Consider the following 22115-nt stretch of genomic DNA (forward strand, 5'->3'; position numbering starts at 1 on the left):
CTTCCAGCCCGGACAGTGCGGAAATGCTCGCACATCAAACAACCACGTCCAGCACCGAGTCGAACGCCAAGACGTGCCTGGGCCGCGACTGCGGCCGGCCGGCGGTATCCGCTTTCCGCCCGGTCGGGCGTCTCGCTTTCCGTACGACGACGCCCCCGGGTAGGGCGCCGGAGATCGGTCGCAACCGCCCAGCTCAACTTGCTCGGCCTGTACTCGCTGCCCAGACCGCCGGGACCCGCCGACGCGGTTCGCAGAGTAGTGCTCGCAGGCCTGCCCGGTTCCTGTGCGCTCGGCTCAGCCGGGCGCTCCAGCGTGCGGGGGCGCCTGAGTCGCCGCGACCGACACCTGCCGACAAGCAGCGACCAGGCGGCCGGCCAGGTGCTCGATCTGGTCCGCCGTAAGCGAGGGCGGAAGGTCGAACATCTTGATGGCCAGCTTCACCTGGCCTCGATCGTCGAGCACGGGAGCGCCGAGGAAGCGAACGTCGTAGGTACGCCCCGGCTCCAGCGAACCATCGTAGAAGTCGAGAACGTCGCCCAGAAGGCTGAGCAGCTTTTGCTCCAGCGCGGCTGTGTATCGGCGCCCGAATGATCGGCGTGCCTCGCTCACTCGCTGCTCGATGTCTGGGATTCGCAGCGCGACCGACCAGCCTCGCGCCCGCACCCGCTCCAGCAATGCCAGGCACCGAACGCGGTCTGTCTCCGTCAGGGTATGGCCGCTGTGGGCAAGCCACGACTCACGGACGTGATCCGGGGCCCAGGCCACGTGCAATGAGCCGAGCGGCGGGGCCAGCGGGAGCCGGAGCCCGACAGGACCCGGTGTCGTCGTACCCTCCCGGGGAAGAATCGTCGCCAGGTGCACGATCTCGTTGCCGATCGCGGCCTGTGCCACGCACTCCACCCCGAGCTCACGTGCGAGACGCTCCATCTCGGGTCTGGCCAGCTCGGCGAGTTCGACCTGCGCCGACAGCTGGTCCTCGACGAGAGCGGCGATCGAGAGTGGGGCGAACCTGCCGTATCCACCCTGGAAGAAGAGCAAGGGGAGGTCGTCGCGCTGAATGTCGAGCTCGATGACTCGCGCCAGGACGATGTAGTGGTCGCCGCCGTCGAGCACCGAGACCGGCTCGCACTCGATCCAGGCCACGGCGTCGTCGAAGATCGGGTTTCCCTGGCTGCTGAGATGCCAGTCAACGCTCCCCCAGACGGTCTCGTCCTTGGCTGACAGGCGTCGGCACAGGGTCTCCTGCGACGAGCCCAGGACGTTGATCGCGAAGGTCGACGATTGGCCCAGCAGAGCGAAGGTCTTTGAGGTCCTTTTCGGGAAGTAGGCGACCAGCGGCGGTTCCAACGAGACCGAGGTGAATGACCCGACCACCATGCCGACCGGGCCGTCGGCATGGGAGCTGGTCACAACGGCGACGCCGGTCGGGTACCTGCCCAGCACGTCGCGGAACCGGCGCGTGTCGAAGCTGCCCTCGTAGCTCATTGTGTGTCCTCCGCGACTATCCGAGTTGCTTCGCCGGCGCGGGTGCGGCAAGCTGGCGCCTGATCCCGGACACCTTGGCGGCCGCGTTGATGCCTGTCGCGCCGACGACGACACCGTCCTTGCGATAGGTGAAGAGCGAAGCTTCGCCGTCTCGCCACTCTTCGACCTCCACCGCATCGCCGGTCTGCCCGACGTGCTGGATTCGCGCGCCGTGCTGGTCCGACCAGACGAACGGGATGAGGTCGCACATCCGATGTTCGTCGGACGCGATGTTGCGGGCGAGAATCGCCGCCTGCTCGCGGGCGGTCGTCCAATGCTCGACCCGCGTCGAACACTGGAACCGGGGATGCCACCAGCGTGCCACGTCTCCGACGGCCCAGACATGCTCCGCGCCAACGGCCCGTAAGGTGCTGTCGCACTCGACTCCGTCGGATACGGACAGGCCGCCGTCGTGCAGCCATCCGGTGGATGGTTGCACCCCTACCGCGACGACGACCAGGTCGGCCCGCACCGCTCGTCCGTCCGCCAGGACCACAGCCTCGATACGGCCGCGGGGCGCATACGGCATGGCCGTGGACCCCAGGACGAGCTCAACGCCATGGCGGTGATGCAGATCCGTCAACGCCCGGCTGGTCTCGGGAGGCAGGACCCTGGCCATGAGCCGCTCGGATGCCTCGATGACCGTCACTTGCGCGCCTGCCGCACGGGCGCTCGAGGCGACCTCAGCTCCGATGAATCCCCCGCCGAGCACCACGATCCGCTGCCTGCGTGCCAGCGCCTCGCGAACGACGAGCGCATCGGCCCTGGTCCGAAACGTTGTGACGCCTGAGATCCCCTCGAAGTCGTGCAGCCGTCGTGGCGTTGCGCCGGTGGCGAGGACCAGGTCGTCGTAGGACATGCTGCCCGCCGAGGTGTGCAGCACCGAGTGTGCGCTGTCCAGCCCGGCAGCCTCGACACCCGGCGTGTACTCCACGTGCAGATCGGCCAGCTCACCGACGGAGGTCAGCGAGATGTCCGGCAGAGGCGTATCGGTGAGGAACGCTTTGGACAGGGGTGGCTTGTCGTAGGGGCCGCCATGCTCTTTGTCGATGAGCCGGATCGGGCCTTCGTAGCCGCGCGCCCTGAGTGCCTGCACGACACGAACGCCCCCGACCGACGCACCGACGACGACAACGCCGCCGGTCATAGCGCTGCGGCGTGGCCGGCGAACTTCCCGAGTACGTCCTGGTTGCGATGTTCAACCGTGTGACGGTTGAGCCCGAGGGCTTTGAGGACGGGCGCGTCGGTGACGTGGAACAGGTAGCTTTCGGTTGACGCTTCGTGATCGACGGCCGCCCAGGATGGGGCGACGAAGATGTCACCGGGACCCCAGTCGAAGCTCCGGCCGTCGATGACCGTCGTGCCGGAGCCCCGGAAGGCGACAAACACCTGGGACCCGACCTGCCGTTCCGTGGCGGTCCGCTGTCCCGGAGCGAGCCGGCTGGCGTGACATCCGAGCGTGGGCATGACGCTGGCGCCGGAAAGCGGGTTCACGTACTCGAGTGAGACCATCGCAGCTCCGCTCTCGCGCGCCAACGACCGCAACGCCTGTTCGGTGTCGGCGAACCGGTAGACCAGCAGCGGCGAGTACACGGAGGCACCGGAAGACGCGGCGGCGGGAACGGTTCCCGGCGCGCGGTAGATCTGCTCGGACAGGTTGTGCCCGCGGACCGGCTGCATCGACTCTGCCGGATATTCCTCGAAGAAGGTCGCGTCGAGATGGTTGACGAGCGGGAGGTCCAGGCCGTCGAACCACGTCATGGGCGAATCCGACTCGTTCTTGTGATCGTGCCAGTGCCAGGGCGGGGTCAGCACGAGGTCACCGGCCCTCATGTCGCAGGCGTCGCCGTTGACGGTGGTGAACGTCCCCTCGCCCTCCAGGACGAAGCGAATCGCCCCGGGGGAATGCCTGTGCGCCGGAGCCGACTCGTGGGCACCGAGGTACTGAATCGCCGCCCATAGGGTCGAGGTGATGAAGGGTCGTCCGTCGAGTCCCGGATTCGCGAGTGCGAGAACGCGTCGATCACCGCCGCGGGAGATAGTGATGAGCTCTGCGCATCGCGCGGCGAGGGGAATCATGTCGACGCGCCGCCACATCCAGGGCACCGCCTTCGGCCGTGGCACGCGGCTCAGGAGTTGCTTGTTCTGAGTCCACAGCGGCTGCAGATCAAGCCGGTCGAGATCGCTGTACAGCTCCCCGAGTCGCTCGACCGTCTCGGGTGCGGTGCCGGGATCCAGGCTGGTGTCGGTCGGGAAGCGGACCGTGACCGGGATCTCCATGCCGTTCCTCTCAGTGAAATGCTATTCGGAAGAATGGAATCAATCTCTCACGCTGGCTACGGCCTGTCAACGCGCTCAGCGGCGAAACGCACGTGCATCGACGACGGGCCGAAGTGAATGCCCTCTTTGATGTGGCCGAACTCGACGTCGCCATCGAGCCGGAACGGCGGGTAGGAGCAGAGCGACTCCAGCAAGGCCTTCAGTTCGGCCCGGGCCAGCGGCGCACCGGCGCATTGGTGTATCCCCCAGCCGAACGCGAGGTGTCCGCGGGCCGGCCGCGACGGGTCGAACTCGGCGCCCGCGGCGTACTCCGCGGGGTCGCGGTTGGCCGCCGCGACGCTGACGACAACCCGCTCGTTGGCGGGGATCTCGACGTCGCCGATGTGCACCGGGCACCGGGTCCGGCGCGCGATGTTCTGCGCCGGCGAGCGCAACCGCAGCATCTCCTCAACGAAGTACGCCGACTGGCTCGGATCCGCCCGAAGGCGCTCCTGCAGACGCTGATCGGAGGCCAGCAGATACACCAAGGTCGAGATGGAGTTCATGGTCGTACGGAACCCGGCCACGGCTAGCGTCAGCAGGATGTCGACGGCCTCGGCCTCGGTGAGCAGCCCGGCGTCGACCCGTTCCGTGAGCAGCCAGTCCACGTAGTCCCCCGCCGGCGCGGGCCGGGAACGATGGGCGGCGATCTCCGCGACGAGGAGCGCGCGGATGCGTTGGTCGGTGCTGTGGTGCTGGCCGTCCGTCTGCGACCCGGCCGGCGGATCGCTCTGCGCCAGGAGAGCTTCCACCGTTTCCTGCGAGATCCCGAGAACGCCGGTCAGGACCCGGAACGGGATCTGGATGGACAGACCTCTGCGTACTTCGCCACCTCCGCGGCGGTAGAACGCGTCGACCGCGGCCGAGACCGTTTCCACGATGAATGGACCGGCGGCGCGCAGCCGGTGTGGCCGCACCGCCTCGACCACGGCGTCGCGGTAGGCGGTGTGCTCGGGCTGGTCGAAGTCGATCGGGATGACCGATGGGGCGTTGCCCTGGGGCAGACGATGGCTCGGCGTCGACGAGAACGCGTCGTGGTTCCGCAGCACCTGCTTGGCCGCGTCGTGCGACGTGATGAGCCAGAACCCGTCATAGTGTGACGAGTGCGTGACCGCGCCCAACGCTCGCAACGACTCGTAGTCCGCCCACACTTGTGGTTCGGAACGGTCACGGGCGTGGTGGTCAAAATCGAGGGACTGTGTATGCGGTGTGGGCGCGACCGCTTGTTGATCGGACATTCGGGCCTGCCTCTCATCTCGTATCGAACATTTCAGGGCCGTGATCCGGCCACGATGCCGCCATCGACCAGCAGTGATGTCCCTGTGCAGTAGGAGGACGCGTCACTGAGGAAGAAGAGCATCGCCTCCGCGACCTCGTCCGGTTCGCCGATTCGACCCAGTGGATGGGCTGCGAACGCCTGCGAGTCGTCGTAGGCCGGGCGCCTGCGTTGCCACTGCGCCACGGTGGCGGCCTGGAGGTTCGTTCGGATCGCACCGGGACTGATGCAGTTGACCCGGATGTTGTGCTGGCCGAGCTCCGCTGCCGCGTCCCGGGTCATCGCGATGATGGCGGCCTTGGTGGCCGCATACGCGAAATGGTAGGGCAGTGCGCGGTAGGCCGCGCCGGACGCGACGTTGACGATCGAGCCGCCGCGGCCGATCATGTGCGGGAACACGGAGCGGATCCCGAGGAACGTACCGGCCTGGTTGACCGACACGACGGTGCTGTACTGCTCCAGGCTCAGTTCCTCGAGACTGGACTGCGGTGCGATACCGAACGAGTTGCTCAGTCCGTCGATCCGGGCAAACCGCGCCATCGTCCGGTCGACGAGCATCTCCCAGTCCGCCGGGACCGACACGTCGATGCGGACGAACAGGCTGCGGTCGCCGCCGAGCTCTGCGACGAGTTTGCGTCCGGCGTCCTCGTCGCGGTCGGCGACGACGACATGCGCACCGGCCGCGTCCAGCTTGCGGACCTGGCTCGCACCGATCCCACCTGAGCCGCCGGCGACAATGACAACCTTGTCGCGAAGATCTTCGTACACGCGCGCTCCTTCTTGAGGTGTCAGGCGTATTCCTTTGCCAGGAACGCAAGGACGTCTTCGTTCCACCGCTGGGCATGCTCGATGTGCGGCATGTGGGCGCAGTCGGGGTAGACCAGTGCCTGACCGTGCGGGAGCCGATCGGCGATCTGCGCCGCGTATCCGCGTTCGCGCAGCGGGTCGTCGGCGCCCGCGACGAGCAGCGTGGGCACCGTGATCTGCTCGTACGGCACTCGGTCAGGCTGCCCGAACGACGACCGCGCGGGTCCGTCCGGCCGGCGCAGGCGCGGCGCCGAACAGGCCTCCCACGCACCAGGCTCAAGACTGGCGGCATGCCGGCGCAGGACGTATTCGTCATCGGACGCCCACCGCGGGTCGTGGAAGATGACTGACACGATCCGGCGCATCGACTCGACCGTGCAGTCGTAATCCAGCAGCGCCCGCCGGCTGGCGTTGTCAGGCGCGAACCCCCCCGCGGAGCTCAGGACCAGCGCCGCCACGGGGAACGCGACGGGACGCTCGGCAGCGACGCCGGACAGGACGCCGCCACCCATGGAGCTTCCGATGAAGGCCGCCGACGTGACATCCATGACCTCGAGGAACCGGCGCATGTGCCGTATCCGCCGCGCCCGGCCGCCGGCAAAGTCGAAGACCTTGTCCGTACCGCCGAAGCCGAGCCAGTCGGGCGCGAGGACACGATAGCGGGTCGCCAGTGCCTCGATGTTGTGCTCCCAGCACAACAGCGCTGACGCGCCATACTCGCCGCTGTGCAGCAGCACGACGGTCGGCCCTTCGCCGGCGTCGATGTAGGCGGTTCGCACATCGTCGACGACGACGCTGCGATAGCGCAGGGTCATGCCAGCTCCCGTGCCAGGTAGTCTTCCCACCAACTGCGTCCGTGCATCGCGGTCTGGTCGAGGCCGCCGCTGACCCGGACGTTCTGCGCTGTCACATAGCTCGAAGCCGGCAGGAGCAGAAACGCGATCATGTTCGCGACCTCGACGGGCCGTCCGCGGCGAGCGGCCGGGATGCGCTTGACTCGCTCTGCGCGCATGGCCTCGTCACCTGGATGCGTGGCGAGGGGAGTCTCGATCTGGCCGGGCGAGACCACGTTGACCCGGATGCCGAACGGGGCCCACTCCACGGCGAGCTGGCGAGACATCGCCTCAAGGCCGCCCTTGCTGGCACCGTACAGGCCGCCGCCCGCGTACGCCTGGGTGCCGGCCAGCGACGATACGTTGACGACAGCCGCATCGTCGCCCTTGCGCAGCAACGGGAACGCCGATCGGCAGACGTGCAGCGGACCGAGCAGGTTGACGCGCAAGACGCGCAGCATCGTCTCGAGGTCGCCGTCCGCCAATGCGGCGTTGTCGACTGTGCCGGCGACGTTCGCTACGAAGTCCACGCCGCCCAGCCACGAGGCGGCCTCGTCGACGGCGCGCTCGACCGCTTCGGCGTCGGCGACGTCGACCTGGTACCTGCGGACGTTCTTCGAGGGCACCGGTGTGTTCGCCGCCGCGAGATCGAACGCGGCAACCCGCCCACCGTGGGCACTGATGACATCGACGAGCGCCGCGCCGATTCCCGCGCCGGCACCACCGGTGACAATGCCCCGCCGACCGGCGAAGGCCGTGCTGCTCAGCCACGGTTCGGTCATGGTATTCCTCCTGGTCTCGCTAGACGACATCGGCGCGTTGCTCGCTCACTGCTTGCGAGACACCAGGATGGCCCGCGCCGGGCAGTCCAACTCGGCTTCGCGTATCGCGTCCTCGTACTCGTCCACGGGCGCGCCCTCAACGACGCCGGCCACGTTGTCATCCGGGTCGAGCTCGAAGATTGCCGACGCCGCCACCACACAGTTGCCGTAGCCGGCGCAAGCGTCGCGCTCGACTGTCACCACCAGACCCATTCGTTCACCTCTCGTACGCTGTGATGATTTCGCCGACGGCCCGTGCGACCTCCGCCGCGGAGGCGCCTGACAGCCGATCGGCCAGCTCTTGGGCCGCCTCGCCGGCGACGCGCGGATCGCCTCCGGCCAGCTGCTCGATGATGCGGAGACGTCGTTCGTGGCTCGGCTCGGAGATCTCGATTCGGCGCCCGATGCGGCCGGGTCGGATGACCGCGGGATCCACCAGGTCCACGCGGTTGGTCGTGGCGACAACGAGGACGCGGCTGCCGCGGGACCGGTCGACCGCTGCGAGCAGCGCCGCGAGCACGCGCATGGGAGCGTGTTCCTGAGCTCCCTGCGCCCGCGCATACGCGATCGAGTCAAGTTGTTCGATCAGGAGGATGGCCGGTGCGACTCGTCTGGCGCGCTCGAAGACGAGCCGAAGTGCGCCCTCCGACTCGCCGAGCCACTGGTTGAAGACGCTCGCTCCCTCGATGGTCAGCAGGGGAACGTCCAGATGCTTGGCGAGCGCGCCGACCAGCGTGGATTTGCCCTCGCCCGCGGGTCCGAACAGCAGCACGCCCTCGGCGGCACCCGCCGGCGAGAACGCGTCGGCGGCGGCCCGCTCCAGCAGTGCCTTCTCCTCGTCGAGCCCGACGATGTCCTGCCAGCTCAACGTCGTCGCCGTTTCGTGCAACACGCCGCGAAGGGCCGAGCGACTGATTCGCTCCAAACCTTCCGCGACATCGGCCGCGTCCACCGAGATGTCGACATCGAGCCCCTCGCTCCAGTCGGCATGAACCGACTGCGTGCTGACCCGGCGGGCCGCTGCGAGACCGATTTCGCGCGTGAGATGCATGAGGTCGGCTCCGGTGAGGCCGGCAGTGGTGCTCGCCGCACCCTCCAACGCTCGCTCGGCGGCTTCGGTGAGTGGCATCTCGCGGGTATGCACCGCGAGAATCTCGCGTCGCCCCTGTTCGTCCGGCACGTCGATGCGGATCTCCACGTCCAGGCGGCCGGGGCGGCGGAACGCCTCGTCGATGGAGTCCGGACGGTTGCTCGTGGCGAGCACGACAACGCCGTCGACCTGGTCCAGGCCATCCATCAGCGACAGCAGCTGGGTCGCCACCCGCACGTCGCCCTGGGAGGCCATGGCGTCGCGGCGGACGGCCACGGCGTCGAGCTCATCGATGACGATCATGGCTGGTGCGTGATGGGACGCGTTGTTGAACAGCGTCCGGAGGTTGGCCTCGGTCTCTCCGGAGAAGCCACCGACCAGGTCGACCGCGGCCACCTGGAACACCTCGGCATTCAGCTCGGCGGCGACCGCGCGACACAGCAGGGTCTTTCCGACGCCGGGCGGACCGCAGAGCAGCACGCCTTTGGTGGGCCGGATGCCGATCGCGCGGTACAGGCCGGGTGCGACCAGCGGGAGCTCGAGCAGCTCGCGAACCCGTGCGATCTCTTGGTGCAGGCCTCCGACGTCGGCCAGGCTCTGCTTGCGTCGGCCGACGTCAGGGTCCGGTTCGCCGAAGGTCACCTCCGTAGCGTCGGTGATCCGGCCCATACGGGTGTCCGAGTCGGACACCCGCAGGACCACGCCACCGCCGCCGCCGTACGTCTCGACAAAGAGGCTCGCCCCCACACTGATCGGCGCGCGAGCCGTCCGGAGCCGGTCGACGACCCGTTGGCCGAGGCGATGGAACAGGTGAAAGGCCGGCACCAGCTGCACCTTGCCGGCGCTCACCTCACCGACCGGGCCGACCGTGACCACGTCGCCCGGCCGCACGCCGAGCCCGCTCCAGAGCAGACTGCCGAGCCGGACCACGTTGCCCTCGCCGGGGGCTCCGGAGATGTCGCGAACAACCGCGACGACCGGCGCCGCGGTTTGGCCACGGATCCATACCGCGTCGCCTTCCCCCAGCATCGCGTCGCGGCCGAGATCGGAGGAGATCCCGACCTCGGTCGGTGCGAGGCGCCGACCGACCAGCGGCCGGGCGACAGAGGCGTGGGAGTGCTTGCCGCCGGGGTCGCCATCGACCGCGTGGTCGTGATGGTGGTGGTGGTCTTGCGCGGTCACGCCGGCGCCCCATCCGCGTCTGCCGCCGCATACTCGGGCGCCGGCTCGAGCACGCGGACCTCCGCTCCGAGGAAGGGTCCCATCGACGAGTCCAGGTTGACCATGGCCACCATGAGGCGGACCGTGGTGGTGCCCGTGTTCACGTGTTGGAACGTCACACCTGCGGCGCGCGCCGGGATGCCGATCACGTCGGTGGCCTCCCAGGCGTGCTGCCGACCGTCGAGTTCGGTATAGCCCTGGCCGCTCAGGACATAGTGGACGATCCCGCCCTGGTGCGCGACGCGCCCGGAGCATGATCCGGCGGGAATCTCCAGCTCGAACTGGTAGAGCGCGTGCGAAACCGGGCCATCCAGCTCGGGGTGCGTGTACCAGCGCACCCGCCCCAACGGCGTGAGCTCGACCGGGCAGGTCTCGCGCTCGATGACCGCCGTGCCCCTACGGACCCGCTCGACCTCGCTGCGCCCGCGTGCGACGTAGTCGTCCCACAATGACGTCTTGGCCATGTCAGGCCTCCTTCCAGTCGGGGTGCACCTCGCGCTGCTCGAGCTGGCTTCCCGTGGCGTACATGAATGGCTCGTAGATGATCGCCAGCCACAGGCTCGACTCGTCCGGGTCCTCGTTGAAATGCTGGTGTTCGCATCCCCCGGGCATGACGGGAAGGATGACGAGATCGCCCTGCTTCCAGTCGAACCGCTCCCCGTTGACAACCGTGTAGCCCCGGCCACGCAGGATGTACAGGCCGAGGCCGCCCTGATGGATGTGCTTGCCCGTGTGGGTGTGGATGTCGTTGACGAACACGAGCCAGTCCTTGATGGCCGTCTGGTCGCGCCCGACCGCGTACAGGTAGAACTTGACGCGCCCCTGGCGTCCGAGCTGCCATGGCAGCTCGGACCCCTTCATGACGATCTGGCCGTTCTCGGCGTCAGACTGCCGCTTCTCCAGCCGCGCGAGAAACTCGTGATACAGGTTGATGCCTGACGGGTCGCGCTCCTGGACGCGCTCGGCCACTCTCTCCGCCATGCGGACCTTCCCTTCGCTGCTCGGACGCCGTAGCCTCCGGTTGATGTGCCTTGGTGACGCGACGCGGTTCAGCGTGCGTCGTCGCCGCGCCGGTACTCCCACGTCAGGTCGTCGAGACGCTTGAGGAGCTCGGGATCCAGGACAACGTCGGCCGCCGCCAGCAGGTCGGTCAGCTGCTCGATGCGGCCCGCTCTGCGATGTCAGGGGCGGATACCGGCGAGCAGGCCGCCGTCGACGAGGTACGAGTTGCCGGTGCAGTAGGACGCGGCGTCGGAGAGCAGGAACACGGCCATGTTGGCCACTTCCTCCGGCTCGCCGATGCGGCCGAGTGGGTGCCGATCGAACGCATGCTCGCGGTCATAGGACGGTCTCGTCCTCGCCCAGGCGGTCGTGGTCGCGGTGTTGAGCTCGCTGCGCGTACCGCCTGGACAGATCGCGTTGACGCGAATGCCGTACGCCCCCAACTCGACACCGGCGTCCCGGGACATCGCGACTACCGCGGCCTTGCTCGCCGAGTAGGCGAACAGGTAGGGCTGTGCGCGGTAGGCGGCGCCGGATGAGACGTTGACGATCGACCCGCCGCGCTGCTGCTTCATCGGTGTCAGCACCGCTTTGATGCCGAGAAAGACCGCTGTCTGGTTGACCGCGATCGCCCGCATGTACTGCTCATAGCTCAGGTCGGCGAGGGTTGACTGCGGTGCGATGCCGAATGAGTTGCTCAGCATGTCCACCCGGCCGAACCGTGATACGGCGGTTGAGACGACGCCGGTCCAGTCCTGCTCACTCGACGCGTCGGCGTGCACGAACACGCAATCGGATCCCAGCTCTGCCACCAGGGACTGGCCCGCGTCGTCGTCGAGGTCGGCGACGACCACTTTCGCACCGAGCCGGACCAGCAGGCGGACTTGGCTCGCCCCGATGGCACCCGCCCCTCCGGCCACAATCCCGACTTTGCCCCTCAGGTCCTCGAACATCGGCTCACGGCTCGATCGGGGCGCTGACGAGGTCCGCATGGCCCGTGAAGCTCTGGGTCCACCAGTCGCAGATCTGGTCGTAGTTGCAGACCCAGACGTCCGAGAAGGAATGGACGTACTCCAGGAACTCCTCCAGAACGACCGAGAAGTCGGGCCGTCCGCTGACGAACGGATGGGTGCCGTAGTTGAACAGCAGTGGCCGGACCTCCGCTCGCTGCCGGTACGCGTCGAACGTCTCGCACAGATGCCGGACGCCGGCCTTGACCGACTGGATGTTGCGGGTGAACAGCGGGAAGTCGTTCACGTTGCCGACCATGCGGTAGGGGATTTCGAGGATGCTCTGCTCGCCGCTGGTGAGGAAGTACGGCAACTCGTCATCCTGCAGGTCACAGTGGTAGTCGAAACCCATCTCCATCAGCAGGTCGATGGTCTCGCGGGTGCAGACGGCGCCAGGGCCGATCCAGCCGCGGGTCTTCGTGCCCGTGACCTTGGCGATGAGGTCGATGGTGCGCTGGATACTCTCGCGCTGTCCTTCGCGGGTCAGCGTGTTGAGCGGCGTGCCCTCGCTGTACGCGTGTCCGCCGAGATGGTGGCCGGCCTCGACGAGGTCGCGCAACACCTGTTCGTGCTGCTCCACGGCGGTGCCGTTCGTCCACAGCGTGACCTTCATGCTGAAGCGCTCGAATATTTCGGCCAGCCGGTACAGGCCCACGTTGTACCCGTACGACACCGCGGTGCGGGAGCTGAGTGGCTGCACCGACTGACCGAAATCAAGCGTTCCAGGCGTGTGGAAGCTCTCCGCCGTGGGCCACGCCCACTCCTCGGGAGCGGTGTAGACCAGCACCGCCATCTTGGCGCCGTTGGGCCACGCCTGCAGTCCTCTTCGGTCGCGGAACGGGATCCGGGTGCCGATCAGTTCGCGGCCGGCTTCTCCTGCGTCTGGCATGTCTGCACTCCGTTCGTCGAGTCGCGGTGCCTAGGCCTTCACCAGCGAATGGTTGAGTTCAGAAAGTCGCGGTGCGACCTCGCGGGCGTAGAGTTCGAGCGAGTTCACCGTCTCCTCGTGACCGAGAGTGCCGGCCTGCCCCATCATCATCAGGTTTCCGAAGCCGCCCACCTCGGCGTAGAAGCGGGTCATCTGCGCCACCACGTCGTCGGGTGTGCCCGCGAAGGCCATGCCGTTCTCCACGAGCCACTCCGCCGGCTTACCTCGGGCAGCGCCCGGGCCCGACTTCGGCGGACCCGAGCGGGCCACGCTGAGGAACGCCTGCGGCGGCACATAGCCCGGCGGCTGCGCGATGTGGCGCGCGACCTTTCCCGAGTCGAAGTACCACTGCATCGTCCGCAGCCGTTCCATCGCGGCCTCGGTGCTGTCGGCGACCGCGACGAGGGCCGCGTAGGCCAGACGGTCGTCCGGCGTCTCCGACACCCCGAATGTCTCCTGATAGGTTTTGCGATAAGCCCCGAACAGCGCTTTCGTGTGCTCGAAACCTCCGACGAAGGTGCCGACGACGTAGCCGTGCCGTGCGATCCGAGCCATGCTGCTGACGGTGCTCGTCGTCATCCAAACCGGCGGGTGCGGCTGCTGGTACGGTCGCGGCCAGATGTTGACGTTGCGGTAGTGCCACGTCCCTTCCCAGTTGAACGGGCCGTCATGACTCGTCCATGCCTTGAGGATGAGGTCGTGCGCCTCCCACAGTCGTTCGCTGATGCCGATCGTCGAGGCGTTGGCGGGCAGAACCTCGTATGGCTGTCCTTTGACGAATCCGACGTTGAGCCGACCGAAGGAGATCGTGTCGACGACCGCCATCTCCTCGGCGATCCGGATCGGGTCCCGGCGCATCGGCAACGGGTTGCCGAGCACCGTGATCCGCGCGTTCTTGGTGATGCGGGCCAGGATCGCCGATGAGATGGCGATCGAGGGATGCAGACACGTCGGGGTCTGGTGGTGCTCGTTCGTCATCAGGTTGAGGCCCAGCTCGTCGGCGATCTGCCACTCGTCGAAGTACCGCTGGTACAGCTTCGCGCCGAGCACGGGATCGAAGGCGCGGTTGGGCAGCGTGGCTCGAATCGAGTCGTAGGTCTCCTCGGCGGGAAGATACGGATACGGGTTTTCGCTGAAGAAGTAGGTTTCCATCGAGATCCTTCAGGGTGCGCGGGAATGTGATGCTCGGGTCGGGAAGCGTCAGCCAAGGAAGCTGGTCAAGGCATCCCGTACGCCGCCCGGATTCTCGATCACGGGGTAGTGCCCGCCGTCCACAGTGCACAGTCGCGCGTCGGAGACCAGCTGCGCGAAGTCCCGGTAGTAGCCCTCCCGGACGAAGCGGTCGCTCGAACCGGCCACGAACAACGTCGGCACGTTGATGCGATGGAGCCGGCGCCGCAGCGAGGTGTCGTGCAGGTAGGGCTCCCAGCCGTAGCGGACGAGGGCCTCGCGCGTCGCCGCCCGCTCGAGGATGTCGTCGTCGCGGAGATCGGTGCCGGAGAACGGCGCCTTCGCCGGGTCGGCGAAGCTCAGCTGGTCGACCTCCTGCCCGGACAGTGCGAAGACGTCGATGAAGTCCCGCTCGCTCGGCGGGGTCAACTTCACGCCGATCGGACCGATGACCGCGAGCTTCCTGATCCGGTGCCCGTACATCGTCGCGATGTGCAGCGCGATCCAGCCGCCGAGCGAGCTACCAACCAGGTCGACCTTCACTCCCGGCGGAAGCTCGTCGAGGTAGGACAGGTAACCAAACGCGATGTCGAGCGCGCTGTGCGCGCTCTGGTCGACCGCATGCGCGCCGAAACCTGGGTGATGGCCGACCGCGACCACGCTCGTCCGGCTCAGCGCGTCGACGAACGGTCGCTCGACGCGCGGCCCGTGCTCAGCGTGCAGGTACAGAACGTTGGCCACGCCTGGACCGGTGGCCTCGACGTGGTATCGGCTGGTTACGGGGGACGTCATGGCCGAACCATATTCCTGGTTGCCGCAGAGCGCAACACTATTCCTCACAGCGGTACAAGCGATTCGTCTCTTCGGCCCCGGCCAGGCCCCGGCTTCGCGCCTCGTCCACGGCACCACGCTCGAAGCGAGGCATCCGGACACGTCGCACGCCGATCAGCTTGAGTACATCCGCGGCAACGCCGTAGGTCAGCGCTGTCGCCGACTGATGGCCCATGGAAGCCGCGGAGTCAGCGGACGTGGACATCGCGCCAGTCGGCCCGGCCGCCGGCGGGATGGCGGCCGCATAGCGCGCCATGTCGGCGCGGAACTGACGCTGCGCGTCGCAGGCCCGGCCCGCACGGTGACGCGCCCCGCCAACATAGACGAGGACTCCCCGGCCCGCGGCGGACAACGCCGCGAGGTCGTCGCGCAGCATCTGCCCGCACGCGCAGTCGGCCGAGCCGAACACGTCGCCGCTGACGCACGCACGATGCACGTAGACAGACACGTCGCGACCATCGTCGAGATCGCCGAACACGTACGCCCGATGATCGGTGTCGCCGCGATGATCCGCCACGAGCACCTCGACGCACCTGCCGGCAGCCAGACTCCGTTCGTATCGGGCGACAACGGCCAGCGAGGCCCGGCGACGCTCGGCGATGACATCGTCGAGCGACACCCGAGCGAGCCCGTGTGTGCGGCACAGTTCGTCCAGCGCGGCCTTGTCGGCGAGCTCGCCGGTATCGGTGACCACCTCGCCCAGCATCGCCACCGGCGCGAGCCCGGCAGCCCGCGCGAGGTCGGCTGCGGCCTCCGCGAACCCGGGACGTTCCAGCACGCCGCCGGCGGCTGTGCACAGGGGTACCAGATGCCCTGGGCGACGCAGGTCGTCCGGTGCGCTGGTGGGCGAGGCCAGCACGCGAGCGGTGTGGGCCCGGTCGGCGGCACTGATTCCTGTGTCTATGCCGTGCGAGGCGTCAACGGTCACCGTGAACAGGCGGGACGGAGGGTGGGCGTCCGGAGCCGCCATCATCGGCAGATCCAGCCGGTACGCGATGTCCTGCGTCAGCGCGACACGGAGAAACCCGGAGGTGTGACGGACCATCAGGGCCACGCCGCCCGGTGTGGCGCATTCCGCCGCCAGCATCAGGTAGCCGCAGTCGACCCTGTTCGCGGCCTCGATCACGACACACTCGCCGGCGGCTACCCGCTGGGCCGCCAGGCGAGCGCGGTCCTCAGCCGTCCCACTCGACATCGAGGCGCTCGAGGAAACGCTGGACGGAATTGGGGCGGTAGGACGGCGTGAACCCGGGCTGGAGACGCAGGCTCGGCAGGCGTTGGGTCAGGACCTCGAACGCCACCCGCGCCTCGAGCCTGGCGAGCGGTGCGCCGACGCAGAAGTGCACGCCGCGTCCGAAGGCGAGATGCGGTACGGCGAAGGTGCGGTCCGGATCGAACTCGGATGGGTGGTCGAACGCGGCCGGGTCACGGTTGGCCGACCCGACGACCACCGAGAGCCGCTGCCCCGCGGCGATGGCACGTCCGCCCAGCTCAGTGTCCGCGGCCGCCTTGCGCCAGATGCTGTGCGCCGGGGACTCGAAGCGCAGACCTTCCTCGACCACGGCCGGGATGAGGCTCGGATCGTCGATCATGCGCTGCCAGATGGACGGGCTCCGCAGGGCCTGCAGCATCGTGAGCGAGATCAGGTTCATGGACGTCTCGTGACCGGCCGAGAGCAGTCCCAGCAGCAGGCCTACCAGCTCCCCGTCGGTCAGCGGCGCGTCCCCGCCGATGTCGAGGTCCACCAGGCGCGAAACGACGTCGTCGCCGCCACGGGTGCGGGCCTGTCGCACCGTCTCGGCCAGGAACTGCTGAAAGTCGACGTATCCGCGCGCCGCGACCAGGTGCTCCTCAAGCGTGAACGTGCCCCAGAACATGCTCATCGCATGCGTCGTCCACTCGTGGATCTGCGCACCTGACACGCCGGAGATGCCGAACAGGTCGAGCACGACTTCGAGCGGAAGGCGGTAGGCGAAGGCATTGACGAAGTCGGCACGCCCGTCCGCGGGCAGTTCGTCCACGAGCCGGTCGGCAAGACCACGGATCTTCGGCTCGAGCGCCGCGATGTAGCGCGGCGTCAGCACGCTGACCAGGAATCGGCGGATCCGGTCGTGGTCCTCGCCGTCGCGGGTGACCGTGGGCCGGATGTCACTGGCCGGGACACCTGCCGCGAGGATCTCGACGACGGGCGGCGGCGGTGGCGTCACCGGTGCGGTGGCGCCCTGGTTCACGAAGGTGGCGGGATCGGCGATCACCGACCGGGCCGTCCGGTAGTCCGTGACGACCCAGGCGTTGAGCGAATCGCTCCACATGACCGGACACGCTGAGCGCGCCTGCTCCCAGACGGCATGAGGGTTGTTCGCATGGTCGCGGTCGAAGGGGTTGTAGCCGTGGGGCGGGTCGGTGCTCGGGACGCTCATGTGCTGCTCTCATTCATGCGAATCGTCGGCGGCTCAATCCGCGCACGGTCGAACTCGGGGAACAACCGGACGGCGTTCCCGCGGTTGATCGCTGCGGCATCGTCCGCGCTGACACTCTTGTCGAGAAGGTCGGTGAAGTACTCGGCCGAGGTCCCTGGCGCGTAGGGCCAGTCGCTGCCGAAGAGCACCTTGTCGGCGCCGGCGAACTCGCGCAACGCCGAGAGGGTGGGGCCGCCCCCGGTCAGTGCCGTGTCGAAGTAGAAGCTGCGCAGGCCTGCCATCATCGCTTCCGGATCCCGTTCCTGACCGGGCTCGGCGGGCTGTACCTGCGCGATCCGCTCGGCCACGTAGGGCACAAAGCCTCCACCGTGGGACAGGATGATCCTCAGATTTTTGTACCGCCGAGGCACACCGGCACGCACCATGTTGATGGCGGCCCGGGTCGTGTCGAGCAGGAAGTCGACGACGAACGGCGGGATCCCCGCGACCAGCTCGACCGGCGGCATTGTGGGATGGACGAACAGCACACTCCCCCGCCGGTCGAGCTCCTGCAGCAGCGGGTCGTAGACCGGGTCGCCGAGGTAGTGTCCCGCGACGTTGGTGAGCAGGACGATGCCGCTGGCTCCAAGCTGGTCGAGACAGCGCTCCGCCTCGGCCAGGCTGGCGTCGACATCGGGGAAGGGCACGACGCCGAAGAAGCCGAACCGTCCCGGGAACTCACGCTTCAGAGCGGCTGCGAAATCGTTGATGTCCACCGCCAACGACCGAGCGTCGCTCACGCTGCCCAGATAGATCCCGGGACGCGAGACGGAGACGATCGCGGTCGAAATCGCGAGCCGGTCGAGCGTGTGCAGCGCCGCCTGCGGCGACCAGACCGGCCGGGGTGTGTTCCGGCTCTCCAGATACCCCTTCCTGTCCAGGTAAGACGCCCAGACCGGCGGGATGAAGTGCTGATGGGTGTCTATCCGACCTTGGCTGTTCTGGGATGTCGCCATGGCTGCTCCGTTGCTTCGTCGTTGAACCCGGAAGGCATGGTCATAGCCGACGCAGGACTGTGGGCGGCGGCGGTTCAGGCCCATTTCCGGCGCCGCGGGTCGCCGAGCCGGTCGCGTGCCGGCTCGTGGTCACCCCGACCGACAGCGTCCCGATGCCCGACAAGTCCAGGTCGATCGTGTCGCCGGCCACGATCGGGCCGACCCCGGCAGGCGTTCCGGTCGTGATGATGTCGCCGGGAGACAGCGTCATCACCGCCGAGGCGTACGCCACGAGCTTGGGCACGTCCCAGATGAGGTCGACCGTGTTGGCCTCCTGCCTGACGCCACCCGACACCGCGCACACGAGCGATACGTCCGACGGCGCGCCGAACTCGTCCGCCGTCACGATCCACGGCCCCATGGGGGTGAAGGTGTCGAACGACTTGCGGGTGGAGCGGTCCTCACCGCCTCGCATCGTGATGTCGAGCAGGCCGGTGTAGCCGAAGACGTAGTCGAGTGCGTGCTGCGGCGGCACGTGGCGCGCTGTCCGGCCGATGATCAGCGCGAGCTCGCCCTCCTGATCGAACCGGCGGTCGTGGTACGGCAGCTCGATGCTCGCGCCCGGACCGATGAGCGACGACGGCGCCTTCAGGAAGATGCCAAGATCCGCGACCGTCGAGGTGACCTCCATCTCGGCACGGTGGTCCGCGTAGTTCACGGGCGCCGCGATGATCTTGGTTGGGTCGGGCACGGGCGGGTCGAGCCGGCATTCGGCAAGCGGACGCGGCGACTCGTCCCGGTAGGCGCGCATCGCGGGCACGAGCGCGTCCCAATGCGCGATGAGATAGCGCATCGCGCTGAGCTCACCGCGAGCCCACCCGTGTTCGGCCAGGAGATCGTCGAGCCGGTGTACACGTTCGTCGATGACAAGACCGACCGACGTGCCGGCGTAGCTGACAAGTCTCATGCGCGACTCGCGCTCGGCGAGGGGACCGTGAGGCCAGGAACGACGACGGAGTCTCGGCGCGACCCTCCGGCGTAGAGCCAGTCCACGTAGCGGAGGTCCGTCGGCGGCAACGATGAGAGCAGAGCATTGCGCAGCAGAGCGAGCAGCCCGTCACCGTGCACGATCTCACCGACGCGCCTGGCCCACACCTGCGCCTTACTCGCCCGTTCGATGCGCTCGCGTTCGTAGTAGGCGAGCGCCGCGCCCAGATCGTTGCCGTGAAGCTGGATGCCGCGGCCCAGGGCCGCCGCGTCCTCGAGTGCTTGACATCCGCCTTGGGCGAGGTACTGCAGCATCGGATGGGCGGCGTCACCAACCAGGGTTATCGGACCGCGCGTCCACGTCGTGGCCGGCCTGCGATCGAACAACGGCCACCGCATGTCCCGGTTGAGCAAGGCCGCCGACGTCCGGACCCGCTCGACCATCCTGTCGAATCGCAGGTCCAGTTCCAGCGGCGTTCCCCAGTCCTGGCTCATCGGGTCAGCATCGGCGTCGAAGCGGTCGCTGGTGAACACACCGACCTGGTTGAACAACTCGCCGCGACGCACCGGGTACTGCACCAGATGCATTTTCGGCCCGATCCACCAGGTCATGGTCGCCCGCTCGGCACTCGCGTTCGGAACGAGGTCGATCGGAACGGCGCCCCGGTAGGCCACGTCGCCGGTACAGCGCGGCGGGCCGTCCCGCAGCACGAAACCGCGCACGACCGACCAGAGCCCGTCCGCGCCGACCACGAGCGGGGCTTCGTACACCGAGCCGTCGGTGCACTCCACCCGTCCCCGGCCGTCGACGACGGTCACGTCGATCACGGTCTTTCCCGTCTCCAACGTGATGAGGTCGGAACGAGCCCGGCATCCATCCACGAGAGCCGCGAGCAGGTCGCCCCGGTGCGTCACGACATAGGGTTGGCCGTAGCGACGCCGAAACTCCGACCCGAAGTCGAGCTCGGCGATCCGCTCGCCGGTCAGGGCATCCATCAGCAGGGCACACTCTGGGTAGACGACATCCTGCAGCGCTCGATCCAGAACGCCGAGTTCGGCCAGCACGTGCAGCGCGTTCGGCGCGAGCTGAATCCCCGCACCGATCTCACCGAACTCGGGCGCTCTCTCGATCACGTGGACCGGCCGTCCACGCAGGCTGAGCGCCAGCGCCGTGGACAGACCGCCGATGCCGCCTCCGACGATGATCACCGGAGTCGTTTTGCTTCTGCTCACTTTCCAACCCGATCTGCCTCGAGGCCTGTACCTGCGGTTGACATCACGCCGCCTTCAGACTGCGCAGCGCGGATTGGCCCAACCAGCTCCGTCGTGGCGGGGAACCGGACGTCAGATGGACGTCCAAGGTGGTGTTCTTCTCTACGGATCAGTCTTCGACCTAGCGGAATCGACTATGCCAGTGTTCACATGTACTGTCAACGCACGCGACGCCGGCGAAACGCGCTCGTCGGCTTGCCCGGCATTGGCAACTGCCTACCCCTGGACTGGATCCACGATGACCAGAGACCGGGCAGCCGGTCTCAGTAGCCGTGCTGCAGTCGTGTCGTCGGCGAGAGCGGTCAGGCTACTGCGGCGAGCCGATCTCGACGGTAAGGCACTCCAAATACCGCTGGGAGGCATTCGGCTTGAAGTGGGCGACGAAGCCTTCCGCGAGCCGAATCCCTGGCGCTGCGGTGACGAGCGACTCGAAAGCGGCCTTGCCTTCGATCCGCGCAAGCCCGGCGCCGATGCAGTAGTGGATGCCTCGGCCGAACGCGAGGTGAGGATGTTCCGGTCCGCGGTGTACGTCGAGAACGTCAGCGGAAGGGAATGCGTCCGTGTCGCGGTTGGCCGCGGGCAGCAGTACCTGGACACGCGCCCCTGCGGGGATCTCCGTGCCATGCAGCGTGACCGCCCTGCTTGTGCGACGCCAGATTCCGGCAGGCGACTCGAGCCGTAGCCCTTCCTCCACCAAACCGGGAATCAGCGAAGGGTTCGCGCAGACACTTCGCCACACCTCTCGGTTCTCGAGAAGGCGCCACATCGTAAGGCCGAGGAAGTTCGTCGTCGTCTCGTGTCCAGCGGCGATCAGCCCCATCATCTGGCCGACGATCTCCGTATCGGTCAGCGGTCGCTCATCAGGCATGCGCAGCTGGGTGAACGCCGAGACGACATCGCCGGTGGGCTCGGCCCTGCGACGCTGGACCAGGTCGACGAGGTAGTTCTGGAAGTCGACGTAGTCCTGCGCGGCCCGGACATGGTCCTGCGGGTCGAGCCGGCCCCACTGCAGCGCCATCTTCTGCGTACTCCAGTGGTGCAGTCGTTCGCCGTCCTCTTCGGGGATGCCGAGCAGCTGTGTGATCAACGCCAACGGAAGTCGGTACGCGAAGTCGGCAACGAAGTCGCCGCCTCCCCGCTCAACCATCGGCGCGAGCAGGTCGTCGGCGATTTCCCGGGCACGCGGGGCAAGACCGCCGATGCGGCGCGGCGTGAGAATTGCCGCGAGGAACTTCCTGATACGGGCGTGCTCAGGCCCGTCAAGGTCCTGTGTGGACCGCAGCTCGTCGCGAGGCAGCCCGGTCGCGAGCACGTCGCTCACCTCGCGCGGCGGTGTCGCCAACGATCGGGTCGATCCCTCGTTGCGGAAGGTTTCGGTGTCAGCGATGATGCGAACCGCGTCCGCGTAGCGCGTCACCACCCACGCGTTGACGACATCGCTCCACAGCACAGGAGCCTCGTCCCGCATCGCGCTCCACACCGGATACGGGTGGTCGCGTTGCGGGAGGCTGAAGGGGTCGTAGTTCAGGTGCGGCACCGCATCCGGGGGTGTGTCGACAGCCATGCGTGAACCTCCGTTCCGCCGGTTCGCGGCGCTGCGCACCGCGAACCGGCCATGCGTGACGCCGAG

The 22115-nt window shown here is 67.8% G+C and carries 22 protein-coding genes; 1 reads left to right on the forward strand and 21 read right to left on the reverse strand.

Going from position 1 to position 22115, the window contains the following annotated elements; translation table 11 throughout:
* Nucleotides 1-294 precede the first annotated feature (294 nt).
* Nucleotides 295-1410 (reverse strand): flavin reductase, encoded by a 1116-nt coding sequence (locus ABT297_RS07000; RefSeq protein WP_350545841.1) that lies wholly within the window; start codon nucleotides 1408-1410, stop codon nucleotides 295-297.
* Between ABT297_RS07000 and ABT297_RS07005 the strand changes: the two genes are divergently transcribed.
* A complete protein-coding gene (locus ABT297_RS07005; protein WP_350545862.1) occupies nucleotides 1358-1480 on the forward strand; it encodes a hypothetical protein in 123 nt (40 codons plus the stop codon). The two genes, ABT297_RS07000 and ABT297_RS07005, sit on opposite strands and share 53 nt — an antisense overlap.
* A gap of 21 nt (nucleotides 1481-1501) precedes the next feature.
* Here the strand turns inward: ABT297_RS07005 and ABT297_RS07010 are convergent, their stop codons facing one another.
* From ABT297_RS07010 to ABT297_RS07105, 20 genes are all read right to left on the reverse strand, one after another.
* Nucleotides 1502-2671 carry an NAD(P)/FAD-dependent oxidoreductase gene (locus ABT297_RS07010; RefSeq protein ID WP_350545614.1) on the reverse strand — a complete coding sequence of 390 codons (1170 nt, stop codon included), beginning with the start codon at nucleotides 2669-2671 and terminating at the stop codon, nucleotides 1502-1504.
* Nucleotides 2668-3804: a cupin domain-containing protein gene (locus ABT297_RS07015; protein WP_350545616.1), complete on the reverse strand. Its 1137-nt coding sequence runs from the start codon at nucleotides 3802-3804 to the stop codon at nucleotides 2668-2670. Before ABT297_RS07015 ends, ABT297_RS07010 begins: the two co-directional genes overlap by 4 nt.
* A 56-nt stretch (nucleotides 3805-3860) precedes the next feature.
* Nucleotides 3861-4994 (reverse strand): cytochrome P450, encoded by a 1134-nt coding sequence (locus tag ABT297_RS07020; RefSeq protein WP_350545617.1) that lies wholly within the window; start codon nucleotides 4992-4994, stop codon nucleotides 3861-3863.
* A gap of 119 nt (nucleotides 4995-5113) precedes the next feature.
* A complete protein-coding gene (locus ABT297_RS07025; protein WP_350545618.1) occupies nucleotides 5114-5887 on the reverse strand; it encodes an SDR family NAD(P)-dependent oxidoreductase in 774 nt (257 codons plus the stop codon).
* 20 nt (nucleotides 5888-5907) lie between these two features.
* Nucleotides 5908-6741 carry an alpha/beta fold hydrolase gene (locus ABT297_RS07030; RefSeq protein WP_350545619.1) on the reverse strand — a complete coding sequence of 278 codons (834 nt, stop codon included), beginning with the start codon at nucleotides 6739-6741 and terminating at the stop codon, nucleotides 5908-5910.
* The gene (locus ABT297_RS07035) at nucleotides 6738-7541 is read right to left on the reverse strand and encodes an SDR family NAD(P)-dependent oxidoreductase (RefSeq protein WP_350545621.1); all 804 of its coding nucleotides are present in this window, start codon (nucleotides 7539-7541) and stop codon (nucleotides 6738-6740) included. The genes ABT297_RS07030 and ABT297_RS07035 overlap by 4 nt, the downstream gene beginning before the upstream one ends.
* Nucleotides 7542-7586: 45 nt before the next feature.
* Entirely contained in the window at nucleotides 7587-7793 is a 207-nt protein-coding gene (locus tag ABT297_RS07040; protein WP_350545623.1) for a ferredoxin, read from the reverse strand.
* Nucleotides 7794-7797: 4 nt separating this feature from the next.
* On the reverse strand, nucleotides 7798-9339 hold the full coding sequence (locus tag ABT297_RS07045) for an AAA family ATPase (protein WP_350545625.1): 1542 nt from the start codon (nucleotides 9337-9339) through the stop codon (nucleotides 7798-7800).
* A 509-nt stretch (nucleotides 9340-9848) separates the two neighbouring features.
* Nucleotides 9849-10355: a cupin domain-containing protein gene (locus ABT297_RS07050; RefSeq protein ID WP_350545627.1), complete on the reverse strand. Its 507-nt coding sequence runs from the start codon at nucleotides 10353-10355 to the stop codon at nucleotides 9849-9851.
* A 1-nt stretch (nucleotide 10356) separates the two neighbouring features.
* A complete protein-coding gene (locus ABT297_RS07055; protein ID WP_350545629.1) occupies nucleotides 10357-10872 on the reverse strand; it encodes a cupin domain-containing protein in 516 nt (171 codons plus the stop codon).
* A gap of 200 nt (nucleotides 10873-11072) precedes the next feature.
* Entirely contained in the window at nucleotides 11073-11885 is an 813-nt protein-coding gene (locus ABT297_RS07060; RefSeq protein ID WP_350545631.1) for an SDR family NAD(P)-dependent oxidoreductase, read from the reverse strand.
* Nucleotides 11851-12792, reverse strand: a complete 942-nt coding sequence (locus ABT297_RS07065; protein ID WP_350545633.1) for a polysaccharide deacetylase family protein — start codon at nucleotides 12790-12792, stop codon at nucleotides 11851-11853. Before ABT297_RS07065 ends, ABT297_RS07060 begins: the two co-directional genes overlap by 35 nt.
* A 30-nt stretch (nucleotides 12793-12822) precedes the next feature.
* Nucleotides 12823-13983, reverse strand: coding sequence for an LLM class flavin-dependent oxidoreductase (locus ABT297_RS07070; RefSeq protein ID WP_350545636.1), 1161 nt, complete (start codon nucleotides 13981-13983; stop codon nucleotides 12823-12825).
* A 48-nt stretch (nucleotides 13984-14031) separates the two neighbouring features.
* Nucleotides 14032-14793 (reverse strand): alpha/beta fold hydrolase, encoded by a 762-nt coding sequence (locus tag ABT297_RS07075; RefSeq protein WP_350545638.1) that lies wholly within the window; start codon nucleotides 14791-14793, stop codon nucleotides 14032-14034.
* Between the two features lie 37 nt (nucleotides 14794-14830).
* Nucleotides 14831-16027: a 3,4-dihydroxy-2-butanone-4-phosphate synthase gene (locus ABT297_RS07080; protein WP_350545640.1), complete on the reverse strand. Its 1197-nt coding sequence runs from the start codon at nucleotides 16025-16027 to the stop codon at nucleotides 14831-14833.
* Nucleotides 16008-17252 carry a cytochrome P450 gene (locus ABT297_RS07085; RefSeq protein WP_350545643.1) on the reverse strand — a complete coding sequence of 415 codons (1245 nt, stop codon included), beginning with the start codon at nucleotides 17250-17252 and terminating at the stop codon, nucleotides 16008-16010. Before ABT297_RS07085 ends, ABT297_RS07080 begins: the two co-directional genes overlap by 20 nt.
* Nucleotides 17249-18247, reverse strand: a complete 999-nt coding sequence (locus ABT297_RS07090) for an amidohydrolase family protein (RefSeq protein WP_350545645.1) — start codon at nucleotides 18245-18247, stop codon at nucleotides 17249-17251. Before ABT297_RS07090 ends, ABT297_RS07085 begins: the two co-directional genes overlap by 4 nt.
* A gap of 40 nt (nucleotides 18248-18287) precedes the next feature.
* Nucleotides 18288-19193, reverse strand: coding sequence for a fumarylacetoacetate hydrolase family protein (locus ABT297_RS07095; RefSeq protein WP_350545647.1), 906 nt, complete (start codon nucleotides 19191-19193; stop codon nucleotides 18288-18290).
* Entirely contained in the window at nucleotides 19190-20446 is a 1257-nt protein-coding gene (locus ABT297_RS07100; RefSeq protein ID WP_350545650.1) for an FAD-dependent oxidoreductase, read from the reverse strand. The genes ABT297_RS07095 and ABT297_RS07100 overlap by 4 nt, the downstream gene beginning before the upstream one ends.
* Before the next feature lie 346 nt (nucleotides 20447-20792).
* Nucleotides 20793-22049 (reverse strand): cytochrome P450, encoded by a 1257-nt coding sequence (locus tag ABT297_RS07105; RefSeq protein WP_350545651.1) that lies wholly within the window; start codon nucleotides 22047-22049, stop codon nucleotides 20793-20795.
* Between the last annotated feature and the right edge of the window lie 66 nt (nucleotides 22050-22115).

It is taken from the genome of Dactylosporangium sp. NPDC000555 (assembly GCF_040300025.1).
Classification (GTDB): Bacteria; Actinomycetota; Actinomycetes; order Mycobacteriales; family Micromonosporaceae; genus Dactylosporangium.